The sequence below is a fragment of the Actinomadura sp. NPDC048021 genome (assembly GCF_040653135.1).
Classification (GTDB): domain Bacteria; phylum Actinomycetota; class Actinomycetes; order Streptosporangiales; family Streptosporangiaceae; genus Spirillospora; species Spirillospora verrucosospora.
In genome coordinates this window covers 1-18,347 of record NZ_JBEZJQ010000016.1, presented here as the reverse complement: position 1 = coordinate 18,347, position 18,347 = coordinate 1, and the positions used below count along the sequence as shown (strand labels likewise).

Below are 18,347 nucleotides of genomic sequence, written 5' to 3'. Positions count from 1 at the left end.
GCGAGGAACCCATGCACACCAGCGTATCCAGGCGCCGTCGCGGCGTAGCCGCCGTCGCTCTCGGACTGTCCGCCCTCACCGCCGCCCAGGCGGCCCCGCTCGGCACCGCCTACGCCGAGCCGGGCCGCGACGCGGCCCCGTGGCAGCGCTACAACCTGTCTCCCTCGTCGCGGACGCTCCACCCGGTGTCGGTCTTCAGGACCAGCGGCACCGTGGCGGACCCGGCCGCCGTCCTGAAGGGCGGCACTACCAGCCTGACCAGCGCCGGATCGTCCGTCACGCTCGACTTCGGCAAGGAGGTCAGCGGACTCACCACGCTGCGCTTCGCCGGGTCGGACGGCCCGCAGAAGGTCGGCGTCGCGTTCTCCGAGTCGTCCACCTACGTGGACACGACGAGCGACGCGTCGACCGGAGGCCCCCGCAGCCGCGACGGCGCCCTCTCCGTGGACGTCGACGGCGCCACGTCCTACACCACGCCCCCCGAACTGCTCCGGGGCGGCTTCCGCTACCTGACGATCTTCCTGTCCTCCGGCGGCCGGGTCGACCTGGACAAGGTGTCGCTGTCCTTCACCCCCGCGCCGGCGATGAAGGACCCGTCGAAGTACGCGAACTACTTCTATTCGAGCGACGACCTGCTCAACCGCATCTGGTACGCGGGCGCCTACACCGTCCAGCTCAACACGATCTCCCCGAAGACGGGCCGGGTCTGGGAGCCCCCGGCGGCGCTGTGGGACAGCACCGGCGACATCGGCGTCGGCGACACGATCCTCGTGGACGGCGCCAAGCGCGACCGGACGGTCTGGCCCGGCGACCTCGGCATCGAGATCCCGAGCGCCTACGCGGCGTTCAACGACACCGAGTCCGCCCGCAACGCGCTCACCACCGTGTACCAGCACCAGCGCGACACCGGCGAGCTCCCCTACGCCGGGCCCGAGCTGAACAAGTACGGCTCGGACACCTACCACCTGTGGACGCTCGCCGCGAGCTGGGACTACTACCGCTACACCGGTGACGCGGGCTGGGTGTCCGGCGTGTGGGACCGGTACCGGAAGGGCGTCGACTTCATCACCCGGAAGATGGACGACAAGGGCCTGGTGTCCATCACGGGGACGTCCGACTCCGTCCGGATCCTGGCCAAGGGCGAGAACCTCATCGCGAACGTGCTGATGTGGCGCGTCCTCGACACCGGCTCGCAGCTCGCCAAGGCGCAGGGCGACGACTCCCTGGCCGCGTCCTACGCCGAGCGGGCCGCCGCGCTCCGGACCGCCATCAACGCGAACTTCTGGGACGAGGCCGCCGGCGCGTACAAGTTCTATCCGAACTCGACGATCCACCCGCAGGCGGACAACTCCCTCGCCGTCTGGTACGGCCTCGCGGACCGGCGGCAGGCGCGCCGCATCAGCGAGTCCCTCAAGGGCAACTGGAACGAGATCACCTCGACCGCCCCGGAGAACAAGGGCAACCCCGGCGTCTTCTCCGGCTCCATGGAGGTGAACGCCCACTTCGCCGCCGGCGGCCAGGCCGCCGACCAGGCCGGCGTGGACATCATCCGGCGCCAGTGGGGCTACATGCTCAACCACCCGGAGGGGACCGGCAGCACCTTCTGGGAGTCGTTCCGCAACCCGGGGGACGGGTGCGTCTTCTGCAGCTCCTACGTCAGCCTCGCGCACGCCTGGGCGACGGGCCCGACCCCGGCCCTCACGTTCTCCGTGCTCGGCCTGAACCCCACCGGCACGGGCGGGCGGTCGTTCGACTTCGTCCCGCACCCGGCCGACCTCACGTTCGCGCAAGGCCGGATCACCACGCCGGTCGGCGCGGTCGACGCCTCCTGGAAGGTCTCCGGCGGGACCTACTCCGCGCACCTGAAGGCTCCGGGCACCACCGTCGGCCGCGCCGGCGTGCCGACGTTCGGCGCCCGGGTCGAGGTCCGCGTCGACGGACGCCTCGTCTGGGACGGCGCCCGCGCACGAGCCAAGGGCGTCCACAGCGACGGCGAGTACGTCTACATCGAGGGGCTGCGCGGGTCCCACCGGCTCCAGAGCGACCGCGCATGACCACCGCCTCGCGCAGGCCACTGCGCGGCTTGGCGGCCGCCGCGGTCACCGTCGCCCTCCCGTTGACCTTCCTGGCCGCCCCGGTTCACGCGGACGCGGAGGCCCACGTCACCCGCTTGAAGGCCGCCGACCTCGGCCAGGCCCTCGGCATCGACGACACGACGCCGCCGCTGACCTGGCAGCTCCAGGGCGGGCGGAACGTCACCCAGACCGCGTACCGGATCCAGGCCGCCACGAGCGAGAAGGCCCTGCGGGAGGGAAGCCCCGACCTCTGGGACTCCGGCCGGGTGGCGTCCGCCGGCCAGCGCGCCGACTACGCGGGCAAGCCGATCGGCAGCCGGACCCGGGTGTACTGGCGCGTCCGCGTCTGGACGGGCCCGCGGCCCTCCGGCTGGTCGTCGCCGTCCTGGTTCGAGACGGGCCTGACGTCCCAGAGCGACTGGCGGGGCGGCTGGATCGGCCAGAAGGACTGGCAGGTCACCGGCAAGAAGCCCGCCCCCATCGTGGTGAAGCTGCCGAAGACCACCGCGCGCTACGTCCGGCTGGACGTGACGAGGCTCGGCCTGCCCAAGGTCGAGCAGCTGCCGGACCGGACCTGGCGGCTCCAGCTCGCCGAACTGGAGGTGCGCAGTTCCGGCGACCCGGACACCAACCTCGCCAAGGGCAGGACCGTCACCGCGTCCGACAACGGCGGCAACGTCAACCGCAAGTGGGGGACCCGCTACCTCACCGACGGCACGCAGACCACGAACCAGGAGTTCGCCGGCTGGTCCAGCTCCGCCTACGGCAAGGCGGACGTCTCCGACAAGCCGCTCACCCTCACCGTGGACCTCCAGGCGGCCAAGGACTTCGACGAGGTCCTCCTCTACCCGCGCACGGACCAGGGCGTCGAGGGCGGCAAGGTCCCGTACGCCCCCGTCGACTTCTCGGTCGCCGCCTCCGACTCGGCCGAGGGGCCCTTCGCGGCGAAGGCGGCGGTCACCGGCCAGGAGCCGCCCGAGTCGCCCGTCCCCGAGGCGCTGCCACTCTTCGCGAAGGACTTCGGGCTGCCCGGCGGCGTCCGCCGGGCCCGCCTCTACGTGGCCGGCCTCGGTGTCTACGAGGCCCGGCTGAACGGGCACCGCGTCGGCGACGCCGAACTGGAGCCGGCCAACACCGCGTACGCCGAGCGCGTCCAGTACGCGACGTACGACGTCACGAGGATGCTGCGCTCCGGCGGGAACACGCTCGGCGTCGAGCTGGGCAACGGCATCGCCAACGTGATCTCCACGCCCGACCGCTACCGCAAGTTCAGCGGGACGATCAGCGACCCCAAGCTGATGGCCCAGCTGGAGGTCACCCTCGCCGACGGCCGCGTCGTGCGGGTGGCCAGCGACGGCACGTGGAAGACCGTCCTCGGACCCGTCACGTTCTCCAACTGGTACGGAGGCGAGGACCACGACGCCCGCCGCGAGCGGCCCGGCTGGGACAGGCCGGGCGCGTCCCGCTCCGGCTGGGAGGCGGCCGTGCCCGTCACGGCGCCCGGCGCGCTGAGCGGGCGGGTCGCCGAACCCGTCCGTGTCGCCGAGACGCTGGAGGGACGGCAGATCGGGGCAGGCGACGGCTACCGGGTCTTCGACGTCGGCCGCAACATCGCGGGCCGTCCGGAGGTCACCGTCCAGGCCCCGGCCGGGACGTCCGTGCGGATCCTGCCGTCCGAGAGCCTCAAGGACGGCCGCGCGTTCCAGTCGGCCAGCAACGTCGGGGCGCCGCTGTGGGACGAGTACACCACGCGCACCGCGGATTCCGAGACGTGGCATCCGCGGTTCTCCTACCACGGCTTCCGCTACCTGGAGGTGCGCGGCCTGCCCGAAGGCGCGACGATCTCCGTCCGGGGCCAGGTGCTGCGCGCCGACAACGACTCCGCGGGCTCGTTCAGCTCGTCCAACGACCTCCTCAACGGCATCCACGGGCTGATCCGCCGGGCCATCGAGGGGAACATGATGAGCGTCCTCACCGACTGCCCGAGCCGGGAGAAGCTCGGCTGGCTGGAGCAGGACCACCTCGTCGGCGACGCGCTCGCCGCCAACTACGACGTGCACGCCCAGCTCCGCAAGATCGTCCAGGACATGGCGGACGCGCAGACCGAGGCCGGGCTCGTCCCGTCCACGGTCCCGGACTACACGGTCCTGCCGGGCACCTACAGGGACGACTCCAACTGGGGCGGCGCGTTCGTCGCCGTCCCCTGGCAGCTCTACCTGAACTACGGCGACACCGAGACCATGCGGACGTACTACGGCGCGATGAAGCGGTACGCCGCGTACATCGAGGGCCGCGTCTCCGACGGGCTGACCGACTACACCCTGGGCGACTGGTTCACCCCCGACCGCACGTTCCCGAAGGTCGTCTCGGGGACGTACGGGTGGTGGCGGATCGCCGACACCATGTCCCGGATCGCCGGCGCGCTCGGCGACGAGGCCGGCGCCGCCGCCTACCGGGCCAAGGCCGACAGGAGCGCCAAGGCCCTGTCGGACAAGCTCTACGACCCCGCGACCGGCACCTTCGGGGGCGGCGGCCAGGGCGCCGAGGCCATCGCGCTGGACATGGGCGCCGTGCCCGCCGACCAGCGCCGGCGGCTGCTGGACCACCTGGTGGCCAGTGTCCGGAACGCCGGGTACCACCTGCTGCTCGGCGAGATCTCGCTGCCGTCGGCGTTCCGCGTCCTGCCCGACGACGTCATCTACAAGGTCGCGACGCAGACGGACAGTCCGAGCTACGGGTACCAGGTCGCCCACGGCAACACCGCCCTGGGCGAGTCGTGGGACGGCGGCGCCGGCCAGTCGCAGAACCACTTCATGCTCGGCGCGATCGACTCCTGGTTCTCCGGCCGGCTCGCCGGCATCGGGCAGGCGCCCGGCTCCGCCGGGTACCGCGACCTGGTCATCGCCCCGGCCGTGGTGGGCGACCTCACCAGCGCCTCCGCCACCCGGCGGACGCCGTACGGCGAGGTCCGCTCCTCCTGGACGCTGGAGGACGGCAAGGTCACCCTCCGGGTCACGGTCCCGGCGGGCAGCACCGCGCGGGTGCACGTCCCCGGAACCGCCGAGCCCGCCGTGGTCGGCTCCGGCACCCACACCTTCCACGGCACCGCCCCCTGACGCACCGTCCGGTGGGCGCGGACCGGCGCCCACCGGACCGGCGCCCCGCCTTTCCCCCTACCGCTCCACCCACCCCCCCGAGGAGCCCAGCATGAACGAGTTGTCGCGGAGAAGGTTCGTCCAGGCAGGCGGGGTCGCCGCCGCCGCGGTCACGGCGAGCGGCGCGGTCGCGGCGCCCGCCCTGGCGGCGCCGGCGGCCGCCCCGCACCGGACGCTGCACCCCACCGGCCTGCGGGTCGACCACCTGCCGGCCCCGCTCGGCATCGACGACACGGCGCCGACGCTCGGCTGGCGGTTCGCCACCGGGCCGCGCGACGCCGTGCAGAGCGCCTACCAGGTGCGCGTGGCGACCACGGACGCCCGCCTCGCCCGCCCCGACCTGTGGGACTCCGGCAAGGTCGCCGGAGGCGCCGTCTCGGCCGTGTACGCGGGACGTGCGCTGAAGTCCCGGCAGCGCGCGTCGTGGCAGGTCCGCGTGTGGGACGGGCAGGGCCGCGCGTCCGCGTGGAGCGAGCCGTCCCACTTCGAGATGGGCCTGCTCGCCCCCGCCGACTGGACGGCCGCGTGGATCGGGAACCCGGTGTGGTCGGCCGACCCGGCGCCCGCGCCCGCGACGGTCGCGTTCGCCGCCCGCACCGCCCGGTACGTCCGGGTGAACGTGACCCGGCTCGGTCTGCCGATCAAGGAGGGCTGGCCCTACAAGGTGTCGCGGCTCCAGCTCGCCGAGATCCAGGTGCAGGACGGGGCGTCGGGCCCGAACCTCGCGGCGAGGGCGCCGGTCACCGCGTCGGAGAGCTACACCGTCGGGGGCCAGTGGGAGCCGAAGGCCGTCACGGACGGCAACCTCACCAGCGACGCCGCGCCCTTCGGCTACACGAGCCTGGAGCGCAAGGACCAGGACCTCGCCGCGCCCATCTGGGTGCAGATCGACCTCGGCAGGGAACAGCGGTTCGACCGGATCCTGCTCTACCCGCGCACGGACGAGACGACCGACGACGGCAGGACCCCCAACTTCCCGGAGGACTTCACCGTCCAGACCTCCGGCGACGGCACGGCGTTCGACACGGCCGCCACGGTCAAGGGCCAGGAGGCGCCGCCGCCGCTGCGCCGCCAGCCCGAGGCCCTGCCCGTCTTCAGGCGCGAGTTCACGATCGGCAGGCGCGTCCGCACGGCCCGCCTGTACGCCACCGCCCTCGGCGTCCTGGACGTCACCGTGAACGGCCGTCCCGTCAGCGACGCCGTCCTCGAACCGCCCTACAGCAAGTACAAGGAGCGGATCGTCTACTCCACCTACGACGTGACCAGGCTGCTCCACCGCGGCGGCAACACCGTCGAGGTGGAGCTGGGCACCGGCATGGCTCACGTGCCTCCGACGCCCGGCCGCTACGAGAAGCTCACCCGCTCGGACGGCAAGCCCGCGTTCATCGGCCAGCTGGAGATCACCTACACCGACGGGTCGCGCGAGGTCGTGGCGTCCGACGCGTCCTGGCGCACGGCGCTCGGCGCGACCACGTTCACCAACTGGTACGGCGGCGAGGACCACGACGCGCGCCGCACCCGGCGGGACTGGACGGCCGCGGTGCGCGTCGCCGCGCCCACCGCCCGGCTCGCGGCCCGCATGGCGCCGCCGGTCGTCCCCGTCGAGACCCTCCGCGCCAAGAAGATCACCAGCCCGAAGGCCGGCGTCCACGTCGTCGACCTCGGCGTCAACTTCGCGGGCTGGCCGCTGCTGAGCGTCAGCGGCCCGGCCGGGACGAAGGTGACGATGCGCCCCGGCGAGCTGCTCAACGCCGACGGGACCGTCAGCCAGCACACCACCGGCTCGCCCATCTGGGACACCTACACCCTCTCCGGCGACGGCACCGAGACGTGGCATCCCCGGTTCTGCTACCACGGCTTCCGCTACCTCCAGCTCGAAGGGCTGCCGGGGGAACCGGACGACGGCACCGTCACCGGGATCGTCCTGCGCGCGGGCAACGCCAGGGCGGGCTCGTTCACCAGCTCGCACGGCCTCCTCAACGACATCCACAAGATCATCGACCGGGCCGTGCAGAGCAACATGTACTCCGTCCTCACCGACTGCCCGCACCGCGAGAAGCTCGGCTGGCTGGAACAGGCCAACCTCGTGTTCCCCGCCGTCGCCCGTAACTACGACGTCACGGCCTACTACGGCGAGCTCGTCCGCGACATCGCCGAGGCCCAGACCGAGGACGGCCTCGTCCCGGACATCGCGCCCGAGTTCACGGTGTTCTCCGGCGGGTTCAGGGACGACCCCAACTGGGGCAACGTCATCGTGTTCGCGCCCTGGCAGATGTACCGCGCGTACGGCGACGAGGCGACGCTGCGGGCCTACTACCCGAACATGGTCCGCTACGTGGACTACCTGTCCGCGAAGGCGAAGGGGCATCTGCTCGACTACGGCCTCGGCGACTGGATCACCTTCGACGACAGCACCCCGAAGGGGGTGACCGCGACCTTCGGCTACCACCGGGCCGTCACCGCCCTCGCGCGGATCGCCGAGGTCGTCGGGAAGGACGCCGACGCCGCGCGGTACGGGGCGCTCGCGGGCGAGATCGGCTCGGCGTTCAACGCGAAGTACGCCACCGGCGACACCTACGGGTCCGGGAGCCAGGCGTGCGACGCCCTCGCTCTCGACATGGGGGTCGTGCCGGCGGACCATAGAGAAGCCGTTCTGGCCCACCTGGTGAAGAGCATCGAGGCCAAGGGCTACCACCTGACGGTCGGCGAGATCGCGCTGCCGTCGGTGTTCCACGTGCTGTCCGCCGCCGGGCGCGACGACGTCATCCACGCCGTCGCCACGCAGACCGGCAACCCCAGCTACGGCTACCAGGTCGTGCACGGCGCGACCTCGCTGACCGAGAACTGGGACGGGCCCACCTCGGGGAACTCGCAGAACCACTTCATGCTCGGCGCGATCGACGAGTGGTTCCACGCCGGCCTCGCGGGCCTCGGCCAGGCCGACGACTCGATCGGGTACGCGACCCTCCTCGTCCGGCCGGCGGTCGTCGGGGACGTCACCTACGCGGCCGCGACCTACGAGACGCCGCGCGGGCGCGCCGCGTCCTCGTGGCGCCGCGCCGGGAAGAGGCTCCGGCTGGACGTCACCGTCCCGCCGGGCACGCGGGCCCGCGTGGAGTACCCGCTCCTCGGCGGGTCCGCGCGGCCGAAGGCGCCGGAGGGGGCCGGGTGGATCGGCGTCCAGAACGGCCGCGCCGTCTTCGAGGTCGGCTCCGGCGACTGGACCTTCCAGGGGGTGGCGTGACGGCCGGATGAGCGGTCGGGTCCGCGCCCTCCGGTGCGCTAAAGTCACGGTTGTTGACAGTCAGGATCCGTGACGGCAGGGCGCCGGAGGGCGGGGATCGCGTGGACGCGGAACGAGGGGGGCCCGACCTGGGCGTGCTGGCGGGCCGGTTGGCGCGGGCGCTCCAGGAGGAGCTGTTCCGCCGGCTCGCCGAGCAGGGGCACCCCGACGTCCGGCCGCGGCACGGCACCGTCCTGGCCTTCCTCGAACCGGAGGGCGTGCGCGCGACCGAGCTGTCGGCCCGGTCCGGGCAGCACAAGCAGATCGTCGGCACGATCGTGGACGAGCTGGTGGAGCTCGGGTACGTCCGCCGCGAACCCGACCCGGGCGACCGCCGCGCCAAGCGCGTCGTGCCCACCGGGCGCGGCCTCGACGAGATCGCCAAGGCCCGCGCGATCCTCGCCTCCATCGAGGACCGCCACCGGCGGGCCCTCGGCGACGAGCGCTTCACCGTCTTCAGGGACGCGCTCGCCGAGATCGCCCGCTCCCAGCGCGACCGGGACCGGGGCGCCTAGACCGCCCGCGGGCCGATGGCGGGCCCGCCATGTTTGACGGCACGTCTCAGGGCAGGAGAGCGCAGGGTACACAGTCGAGGGAGGAGGGACACCGTGACCGTACCGAACGTGGACCTCATCGACGGGACCGCGATGCCGCAGCTCGGCTTCGGGGTCTTCCAGGTGGGGAACGACGAGGCCGAGAGCGCCGTGACGATCGCCCTGCGGAACGGCTACCGCAGCATCGACACCGCCAGCGCCTACGGCAACGAGGAAGGCGTGGGACGCGCCCTGCGCGCGTCGGAGCTGCCGCGCGACGAGCTGTTCGTCACCAGCAAGGTGTGGAACAGCGACCAGGGCTACGACGCCACGATGCGCGCCTACGAGGCGAGCCTGCGCCGCCTCGGCCTGGAATACCTGGACCTCTACCTGATCCACTGGCCGATGCCGGGCCGCGGCCTGTACCTGGAGACCTGGCGGGCGCTGGAACGGCTGAAGCACGACGGGCGGGTCCGCTCGATCGGCGTCTCCAACTTCACCGTGGAGACGCTGCGGCGCGTCATCGACGAGGCCGACGTGGTCCCCGCCGTCAACCAGATCGAGCTGCACCCCTACTTCCAGCAGGACGGGATGCGCGCCTTCCACCGCGACCACGGCATCCGCACCGAGGCGTGGGCGCCGCTCGGCCAGGGGCACGGGCTCCTGGACGACCCCGCGCTCGACCGCATCGCCCGGGCCCACGGCCGCACCCCCGCCCAGGTCGCGCTGCGCTGGCACCTGCAGATCGGGAACGTGGTCATCCCGAAGTCGGCGACGCCGTCCCGGATCGCGGAGAACATCGACGTGTTCGGCTTCGAGCTGACGCCGGACGACATGAAGACGCTCGGCGAGATGGACAAGGGCCTGCGCTTCGGGCCCGACCCGGCGACGTTCGAGACGGACTAGCCCCCCGCACGACGCGCCCCTCGGAGACCGTCACCACGCGCTCGGTCGCCGCCGGGAGACCCCAAGATCGTGACCTTGGGTGGTCGAGCGTAACGTTCCGTGCATGGGGGAGGAGCGGGGGAGCTGGACGGGGCCCGGCGGGTTACGGGTGACGGCGGTGCGGCTGACCGGCGCGCACGGGGTGTGGGCGGACTTCGCCGGAGTGCGGGGGGCCACGGCGCTGCTGGTGACGCGGGACGGGGTGCCCGTCGGCCGCGGCTACTACCCGACGGTCGATGATCTCGCCGAGATCGTCGACCTGGCGGAGCTGCGCTCGGGATAGCGGTTGCGCGGACGCCCCCCGCGCGTGTAGTCGGTTACTGGTGGGACAGCGCAGGTGTGACGTCGCCGTGGTCGGATCGCTCAACGCCGACCTGGTGGTGGGGGTGGAGCGGCGGCCCGCGCCGGGGGAGACCGTGCTCGGGTCCGACCTGGCCACGCATCCGGGCGGCAAGGGGGCCAACCAGGCGGTCGCGGCGGCGCGGCTCGGCGGCCGGGCCGCGATCGTCGGCCGGGTCGGCGACGACGGGCACGGCGCCCTGCTGCGCGACGCCCTGGCCGCGGCCGGCGTGGACCTCGCGCACCTGGCGGCCACGCCGGGCGTCCCGACGGGCGTCGCGCTGATCACGGTCGGGCCGGACGGCGACAACAGCATCATCGTCTCGCCCGGCGCCAACGCCAGGCTCGGCCCCGCCGACGTCGAGGCGGCCCGCGCGCTGATCGAGAGCGCCCCGGTCGTGTCGCTGCAGATGGAGGTGCCGCTGCCCGCGGTGGAGGCCGCCGCCGGGCTCGCCGCCCGCGCGGGCCGCCGGGTCGTGCTGAACCTCTCGCCGTCCGCGCCCGTCCCGGACGGGCTGCTCGCCCTCTGCGACCCCCTCGTCGTCAACGAGCACGAGGCCGCCTTCCTGCTCGGCGGGGCCGGCGACCCCGGCCGGATGGCGGCGGCGCTCGCCGGGTCCGGACCCCGCTCGGTCGCGGTCACGGTCGGCGCCGACGGCGTTGTCGTCGCCGACGGCCAGGGCACCTCCGCCGTCCCGTCCCCGCGGTCGGAGGCCGTCGACACCACGGGCGCCGGGGACGCCTTCACCGCTGCGCTGTGCCTGCGGCTCGCGCGCGGCGACTCCCTGCGGGAGGCGGCCCGCTACGCCGCCCGGGTCGGCGCCGCGGCTGTCCGCCGCCCCGGCGCGCAGAGCTCGTTCCCCACGCCGGACGAGGTGCCCGCCCTCTAGTTCACGGGCCGGTGCGGGCGCAGCCGGTACAGCTCGTCGGCGGCGTCGTGGACGTCCGAGCCCAGGTCGAACGCGCTGAGCAGGTACAGGTCGTCGGCGGTCTCGATCTCCAGGATCCGCGTGTGCAGCAGCAGCCGGCGCCGCTCGTCCACCCGGATGGAGACCACCTCGTCCCAGCGCAGCCGGCGGCGCCGGGCGTAGCCGGTCACGACGGTGAGGCCCTCGCGGTCTGCGGCGAGCCGGACCGGGGCGATCAGGTCGCGCAGCGCGAGCACGTTCAGGCCGATCGCCGCCGCGCCCGCCAGGAACCGGAACTGGGGGTCGTGGGAGTACAGCACGAGCAGCGCCGTGACGGCCGCCGCCGCCGCGCACTTGACCACCACATGACCTGGCGGTACGCGCCACCGCCGCTCGTGAGCCGCCTCCATGCCGCCGACCATAGCCCCCGCCGGGCCCTGCCCGCGCCATGGATCGGTCCGATAGCGTCGGGGCCATGCGACTCGGTGTGCTGGACGTGGGCTCGAACACGGTGCATCTCCTGGTGGTGGACGCCCACCAGGGCGCGCGGCCCCTCCCCGCGTACTCCCACAAGGCGGACCTGAGACTCGCCGACCATCTGGCGGACGGCGAGCGGCTCTCCGAAGAGGGCGAGACGCTGCTGCGCGACTTCGTCGACGAGGCGCTCCAGGTCGCCGAGGACAAGGGCGTGGAGGACCTGGTCGCGTTCGCCACCTCCGCCGTCCGCGACGCCTCCAACGGCGACGACGTCCTGGCGCGCATCCGCGCGGACAAGCGGATCGACATCCGGGCGCTGTCCGGCGAGGAGGAGGCGCGGCTGACCTTCCTCGCCGTCCGGCGCTGGTTCGGCTGGTCCTCGGGGCGCCTGCTCGTGGTGGACATCGGCGGCGGCTCGTTGGAGGTCGCCTCCGGCATCGACGAGGAGCCGGACGCGGCGTTCTCCGTGCCGCTCGGCGCCGGGCGCCTCACCCGCGACTGGTTCACCGCCGACCCGCCGCCCGCCGAGGAGGTCCGCAAACTGCGCCGGCACGTCCGCGCGGAGATCGCGCGGCGGGTCGGGGACGTCGCCCGGTACGGGGCGGCCGACCACGCGGTCGCCACGTCCAAGACGTTCAAGCAGCTCGCCCGGATCGGCGGCGCCGCCCCGACGGCCGACGGCCCCTACCAGCGGCGCGTCCTGGCGGGCGAGGCCCTCACCGAGTGGACCGACAAGCTCGCCGCGATGCCCTCCGCCGAGCGCGCCGAGCTGCCCGGGGTGTCCGAGCGGCGCGCCCCGCAGCTGCTCGCGGGCGCGATCGTCGCCGACGCGGCGATGGACCTGTTCGAGCTGCCGGAACTGGAGGTCTGCCCGTGGGCGCTGCGCGAGGGCGTCATCCTGCGTCGCCTCGACATGATCACCGGCTGAGCGCGGGGAGCGGTCCGGCCCTCACGACCAGTTCGGGTGGCCGAGGACCCGGCCCTCGGGCGTGACGGCGCGGTCGCCGGTGCCGTCCGCGCGGACGGCGCGGATCACCGGGTCGGTGACCTCGCCGCGCACGTAGGCGAGCCAGCGGCCGTCGCCCGACCACGCCGGGTCCATGTCGCGCGCCGCCCCGGACGTCAGCGCGTGCGCGCCGGACCCGTCGGCGTTCATGATCCAGATGTCGCTCGCGGTGGCCGGTCCCCGGACGTAGGCGATCTTGGAGCCGTCGGGCGACCACTCCGGGTCGACCGCGCGCACGCCGTCCCTGCTGATCTGCGTCCAGGCGCCGCCCGGCCGGTCCGCGTCCATGGTGTAGATCTGCTCCACGTCGGCGTCGCGCTTGCTCCAGAACACGAGCTTGCCCTTGGACGACCACATCGGGTCGTCCTTGAGGGAGTCGTCGGTGGTCAGCTGGGTGACCTGGCCGCCCCCGACGGCCATGGCGAAGATCTGCCGGACGCCGTCCTTCTCGCCCACGTAGGCCAGGCGGGCGCCGTCGGGCGACCACGCCACGCGGGTGCCGCGCACGATGCCGGTCACCTTCCGCGCGCCTGACCCGTCGGCGTTCACCACCCAGGCCTCGCCGCTCCGCTGGCCCATCCGGGTGAACGCGACGCGCCTGCCGTCCGGCGACCGCTCGGGGAGGACGTCGCAGCCCGGCCCGCCCACCAGCGTCCTCGGAGACGCCTCGCCGGGCCTGTAGACGCCGATGTCGGCGTTGCACGTCGTCGGCCACCCGGGCGCGGTGTCGACCCGGACGAACATCGGCGCGGTCGGGAACGCCGCCGCACCCGCCGCGGCGTTCCGCGCGCCGTGGGAATCGAGGCCGTTGAGGTAGACGGCGCCCGCCACGACCCCCGCGACCAGCAGCACCGCCGCGCCCGACGCGGCGAATACGCCGCGCCGCGACCGCCCCCGGACGGCGGGCGCCGGGAACTCCCGCGCGGTGGGCGGGTCGGTGCGGCGCTCGTAGGCGGGTTCCGTCCGCGGCTCCGGCTGGGGCTGGGGCTGGGGCTGCGGCTGGGGTCGCGGGGCCGGGACCGGGGCCGGGACGTCCTGGGAGGTGGCCGACGGGTCGGCGGCGCGCGTCGCTTCCGGGGCCGCCGCGGGGGCCCCGGGCGGGGCCGTCCACATCTCGCCCAGCTCGGTCGTCACGGCCGCCTCGCCGGATCCGCCGACCAGCGCCAGGAGCAGCTCCCGGGCGCTCGGCCGCTGCGCGGGGTCCTTGCGCAGCGACGCCTGGACGAGCCCGGTCAGCGACGGCGGCAGGTCGCCGATCTCGGGATCGGCGTGCACGGCGCGGGCCGCCATGATCTGGAACGAGCCCTGCCCGAACGGGTTGCGCCCGCTGGCGGCGAACGCCACCAGGCAGCCCCAGGCGAACACGTCCACGGCCGGGGTGACCTGCTGCGTGGTGATCTGCTCGGGCGCGATCCAGCCGGGCGTGCCGACGACCTGCCCGGTCCGGGTGTGGGAGGAGGCCATGTCCAGCGCGCGGGCGATCCCGAAGTCGATCACGCGCGGTCCGGAGATGGACAGCAGCACGTTGCTCGGCTTCAGGTCGCGGTGCACCAGGCCCGCGCTGTGGATGGCGACGAGCGCGGCGGCCACGCCGACCGCGACGCCGTGCAGCATCCCCGGCGAAAGGGCCCCGTTCGCGCTGACGTGCTGGAGCAGCGACGGCCCGTCGATGTACTCGGTCACCATGTAGGCCAGGCCGAGGTCCTCGCCGTGCTCCAGGACCTGCGCCGTGCAGAACGACGCCACGCGCTGGGCGTTGGCGGCCTCGTCGTGGAACCGCGCGAGGAACGTCCTGTCGCCCGCCAGCTCCGCCCGGACCACCTTCACGGCCACGGCCCGCCCGTCGGTGTCGCGGCCGAGGTAGACGGCGCCCATCCCGCCCTCACCGATCTTGGCCTCGATGCGGTACCGGCCGATTCGGGAGGGATCGTCCGGGCGCAGCTCACCCAGGGAGGTCGCGTCCATGGAGTCTCACCTTCCGCCCCACGGAGCCACGTCTTGGCGACCGCCTCCACGGCGGCACGCGGCCCCAACGCCTCCATACGATGACAGAGGAGGCGGTGAGGTTCTAGCGCGGGCCGCCCGATCTCGTCTCAGTGGAAGTTCCGGGCCCGGACGCGGCCGGGGACCGGCAGGCGGCGCAGCCGGGTGGCCCGGACGTTGGTGACCCCGTCCACGCGTTCCAGACGGCCGCCGACCAGCAGCGCCTGGGAGTCGACGGCCAGGCCGCGGAACCGCTGGAACACCTGCGGCGGGCACACCACGTTGATGATGCCGGTCTCGTCCTCCAGGGTCATGAACACGATGCCGCCGGCCGTCGGCGGGCGCTGCCGGTGGGTGACGAGCCCGGCGACGACGACGTTGGTCTCGCCCGGCGTCTCCGCGAGCCGCGCGGACGGCAGCGCGCCCAGCTCGTCCAGCGCCTCCCGGACGTGCGCGACGGGATGGGTGTGGGAGACGCCGGTGGCCCACAGGTCGGCGAGGGTCTCCTCGATCGGCGTCATGGCCGGCAGGGCGGGCGCGGACGCGCCCGGCGTGACGCCCTCGATCCGCCCCGGGCCGGAGCCCGCCAGCGCGCCCGCCGCCCAGAGGGCCTCGCGCCGCGACAGGCCGAACCGGTCGAACGCGCCCGCGGTGGCGAGCGCCTCCAGGGCGCCGGCCGACAGCGGCACGCGGCGGGCGAGGTCCTCCATGCTCGTGTAGGGGCGTCCCGCCGCGACGGCCTCGGCGGTGTCGTCCCCCAGGTTGCGGACGCCCGACAACCCCAGCCGGATCGCGGGCTGCGGCGTCGCGGGCGCGTGGGGATGGCCGGAGTCGGCCTCGACGGGCTCCTCCAGCGTGGGGTGGACGTCGCTGGCGTTGATGTCCACGCCCCGGACCACGACACCGTGCCGCCGGGCGTCGGCGAGAAGGCTCTGCGGGCTGTAGAACCCCATCGGCTGGTTGCGCACCAGAGCCGCGGTGAACGCGGCGGGGTGGTGGCGCTTCAGCCAGGCGCTCGCGTACACCAGATGCGCGAAGCTCTGCGCGTGCGACTCGGGGAACCCGAACCCGGTGAAGCCGAGGATCTTCTCGTACACGCTCTCCGCGACGGGGGCCGGGATGCCGCGCTCGGCCATCCCGTCGAGCAGCCGCCGCCTCAGCCGCTCGACGCGCTCGGGGGCGCGCTTGGCGCCCATCGCCTGCCGGAGCTGGTCGGCCTCGGCGGGGGTGAATCCCGCGCAGTCGACGGCGAGCTGCATCATCTGCTCCTGGAACAGCGGGACGCCGAGCGTGCGGGACAGGGCCGGCTCCATCAGCGGGTGCGGGCAGTCGGCGGGCTCCAGGCCCTTGCGCCGCCGCAGGTAGGGGTGCACGGATCCGCCCTGGATCGGCCCCGGCCTGATCAGCGCCACCTCCACCACCAGGTCGTAGAACTCGCGGGGCCTCAGCCGGGGCAGCGTCGCCATCTGCGCCCGCGACTCGACCTGGAACACCCCGACCGTGTCGGCGTCGCACAGCATGTCGTAGACCTCCGGGTCGTCCGGCGGGATCGACTGGAGGTCGTGCCGGACCCCGTGGTGCTCGGCCACCAGGTCGAAGCAGTCGTGCAGCGCCGCGAGCATCCCGAGCCCGAGCAGGTCGAACTTGACGAGCCCGGCCGCCGCGCAGTCGTCCTTGTCCCACTGCAGGACGGTGCGGCCCGGCATCGTCGCCCACTCGATCGGGCAGATCTCCCCGACGGGCCGGTCCGCGATCACCATGCCGCCGGAGTGGATGCCGAGGTGGCGGGGGAGCGCCAGCATCCGGTCCGCCAGCTCCTTCACCGGCGCCGGGATGCCGGCCTCCGTCCCGACGGGGTCGCGCGGGTCGATGCTCTTCGACCACGCGTCCTGCTGGCCGGGGGAGAAGCCGAGGGCGCGCGCCGCGTCCCGGACGGCCATGCGCGGGCGGTAGCTGATGACGTTCGCCACCTGTGCCGTGCGCTCCCGCCCGTACTTCCCGTAGACGTACTGGATGGCCTCCTCCCGGCGCCGGTGCTCGATGTCCAGGTCGATGTCGGGCGGGCCGTCCCGCCCCGGCGACAGGAAGCGCTCGAACAGCAGGCCGTGGCGGACGGCGTCGACCCCGGTGATGCCGAGCGCGTAGCAGACCGCCGAGTTGGCCGCCGATCCCCGGCCCTGGCACAGGATCCCCCTGCTCCGGCAGAACTCCACGATGTCGTGCACGATCAGGAAGTAGCCGGGGAAGCGGAGCTGCTCGATGACGTCCAGCTCCCGGGCGATCTGCTCGTAGGCGCCGGAGACCCGCTCCCTCTCGGGCGGCCCGTACCGCCGGAGCGCGCCCTCCTTCACCAGGCGCCGCAGCCAGCTCGCCTCGTCGTGCCCGTCCGGGACGGGCCAGTCGGGCAGCCGGGGCGCGACCACGTCGAAGTCGAACCGGCACTCCTCCGCCAGCGCGACCGTCCGCTCGCGGACGCCGGGGAACCGCGCGAGCCGCCCCGCCATCTCCGCGCCGCTGCGGACGTGGGCGGTGCCGCCCGCTGGAAGCCAGCCGGCCATGTCGTCCAGGCCGCGCCGTGCCCGGACGGCGGCCATGGCCTGCGCGAGCCGCGCGTCGGCGCCGGGCGCGGCGAAGTGCACGTTGTTGGACGCCACCACGTCCACCCCGACCCGGCGCGCCAGCGCGAACAGGGCGTCGTTGCGCAGGTCGTCGTCGGGCTGGTCGTGGTCGACCAGCTCGACGAACACGTTGTCGCGGCCGTAGGCGCCGACCAGCTCGCGCAGCTCCCGCTCCGCCGCGTCCGGGCCGTCCGCCTCCAGCGCCGCCGGGACCGGGCCCTTCCGGCAGCCGGTGAGGACGGCCCAGTGGCCGCCGTGCGCCTCGGCCAGCGCGCCCGCGTCGTAGACGGGCCTGCCCTTCCGTCCTCCCGCGAGCTGCGCGGACGTGATCGCCGAGCAGAGCCGCGCGTACCCGGGGGCGCCCCGGGCGAGGACCAGCAGGTGCCGGCCGGCCGGGTCGGGCTCGCCGGTCCGCGGCCCGGGCATGCCGAGGCCCAGCTCCGCGCCGAAGACCGTGCCGATCCCGGCCTCGCCCGCGGCCTGCGCGAACTGCACCGCCCCGTACATGCCGTCGTGGTCGGTGACGGCCATCGCCTGCACGCCGAGCCGCGCCGCCTCGGCGACCAGCGATGCGGGGTCGCTCGCCCCGTCCAGGAAGCTGAACGAGGAGTGGACGTGCAGCTCCGCCCACGGCACGCGGGCCTCGGCGCGGCGGGGGACGCCGGCCGGCTCCGGCGGCGGCTCGGGGGCCCGCCCGCCGGGCCGCCACGACAGCCGCTCCTCGAACTCCCGCCACGGGATCGGCGGATTGTGCCATCCCATCAGCCGGAGAGCCTCTCTGCCATGAACGGCGGCTCGGTCACGAACGGCGGCTCGGTCTTCAACGGCGGCTCAGTCATAAACGGCCTCGACATGCCAGCGCCCGCCCTCGACGGCGAGCAGGTAGGCGGCGCCGTCGTCGGTGGTGACCTGGAACCGGGCGCGGCGGCGGGCGGCGGCCGGGTCCCACCAGCGCTCGTCGGCGGGCCACGGGCCCGTCCAGCCGGTCACGGCGGCGGGGCGCCCGCGCACGCGGAGCGTCGCGG

The 18,347-nt window shown here is 74.1% G+C and carries 11 protein-coding genes and 1 pseudogene; 8 read left to right on the top strand and 4 right to left on the bottom strand.

Annotated features, from left to right (window positions below; translation table 11 throughout):
• Positions 1-11: 11 nt before the first annotated feature.
• From AB0C87_RS25595 to AB0C87_RS25565, 7 genes are all read left to right on the top strand, one after another.
• The gene (locus AB0C87_RS25595; RefSeq protein WP_360579883.1) at positions 12-2,054 is read left to right on the top strand and encodes a trehalase family glycosidase; all 2,043 of its coding nucleotides are present in this window, start codon (positions 12-14) and stop codon (positions 2,052-2,054) included.
• Positions 2,051-5,191 (top strand): family 78 glycoside hydrolase catalytic domain, encoded by a 3,141-nt coding sequence (locus AB0C87_RS25590; RefSeq protein WP_360579881.1) that lies wholly within the window; start codon positions 2,051-2,053, stop codon positions 5,189-5,191. Before AB0C87_RS25595 ends, AB0C87_RS25590 begins: the two co-directional genes overlap by 4 nt.
• 91 nt (positions 5,192-5,282) lie before the next feature.
• Complete coding sequence (locus AB0C87_RS25585; RefSeq protein WP_360579879.1) at positions 5,283-8,474, top strand: family 78 glycoside hydrolase catalytic domain; 3,192 nt, start codon at positions 5,283-5,285, stop codon at positions 8,472-8,474.
• A 101-nt stretch (positions 8,475-8,575) separates the two neighbouring features.
• Positions 8,576-9,028 (top strand): MarR family transcriptional regulator, encoded by a 453-nt coding sequence (locus AB0C87_RS25580; RefSeq protein ID WP_345182445.1) that lies wholly within the window; start codon positions 8,576-8,578, stop codon positions 9,026-9,028.
• Between the two features lie 132 nt (positions 9,029-9,160).
• Complete coding sequence (locus AB0C87_RS25575; protein ID WP_345182548.1) at positions 9,161-9,952, top strand: aldo/keto reductase; 792 nt, start codon at positions 9,161-9,163, stop codon at positions 9,950-9,952.
• Between the two features lie 103 nt (positions 9,953-10,055).
• Positions 10,056-10,274 (top strand): hypothetical protein, encoded by a 219-nt coding sequence (locus AB0C87_RS25570; RefSeq protein WP_345182447.1) that lies wholly within the window; start codon positions 10,056-10,058, stop codon positions 10,272-10,274.
• A gap of 67 nt (positions 10,275-10,341) precedes the next feature.
• Positions 10,342-11,220, top strand: coding sequence for a PfkB family carbohydrate kinase (locus AB0C87_RS25565; RefSeq protein WP_353833028.1), 879 nt, complete (start codon positions 10,342-10,344; stop codon positions 11,218-11,220).
• Here the strand turns inward: AB0C87_RS25565 and AB0C87_RS25560 are convergent.
• On the bottom strand, positions 11,217-11,648 hold the full coding sequence (locus tag AB0C87_RS25560) for a PH domain-containing protein (RefSeq protein ID WP_345182452.1): 432 nt from the start codon (positions 11,646-11,648) through the stop codon (positions 11,217-11,219). The genes AB0C87_RS25565 and AB0C87_RS25560 overlap by 4 nt on opposite strands.
• A 65-nt stretch (positions 11,649-11,713) precedes the next feature.
• Here AB0C87_RS25560 and AB0C87_RS25555 point away from each other — a divergent pair, with 65 nt between their 5' ends.
• Positions 11,714-12,643 (top strand): Ppx/GppA phosphatase family protein, encoded by a 930-nt coding sequence (locus AB0C87_RS25555; protein ID WP_360579876.1) that lies wholly within the window; start codon positions 11,714-11,716, stop codon positions 12,641-12,643.
• 21 nt (positions 12,644-12,664) lie between these two features.
• On the opposite strand, the gene AB0C87_RS25550 is transcribed toward AB0C87_RS25555, so the two are convergent.
• The 3 genes and pseudogenes from AB0C87_RS25550 to AB0C87_RS25540 all read right to left on the bottom strand — a co-directional run.
• Positions 12,665-14,686, bottom strand: a complete 2,022-nt coding sequence (locus AB0C87_RS25550) for a protein kinase (RefSeq protein ID WP_360579874.1) — start codon at positions 14,684-14,686, stop codon at positions 12,665-12,667.
• A gap of 128 nt (positions 14,687-14,814) precedes the next feature.
• Positions 14,815-18,084 (bottom strand): error-prone DNA polymerase, encoded by a 3,270-nt coding sequence (locus AB0C87_RS25545; protein WP_360579872.1) that lies wholly within the window; start codon positions 18,082-18,084, stop codon positions 14,815-14,817.
• 69 nt (positions 18,085-18,153) lie between these two features.
• Positions 18,154-18,347 (bottom strand): annotated as a pseudogene (locus AB0C87_RS25540) (DNA polymerase Y family protein); the annotation flags it as partial.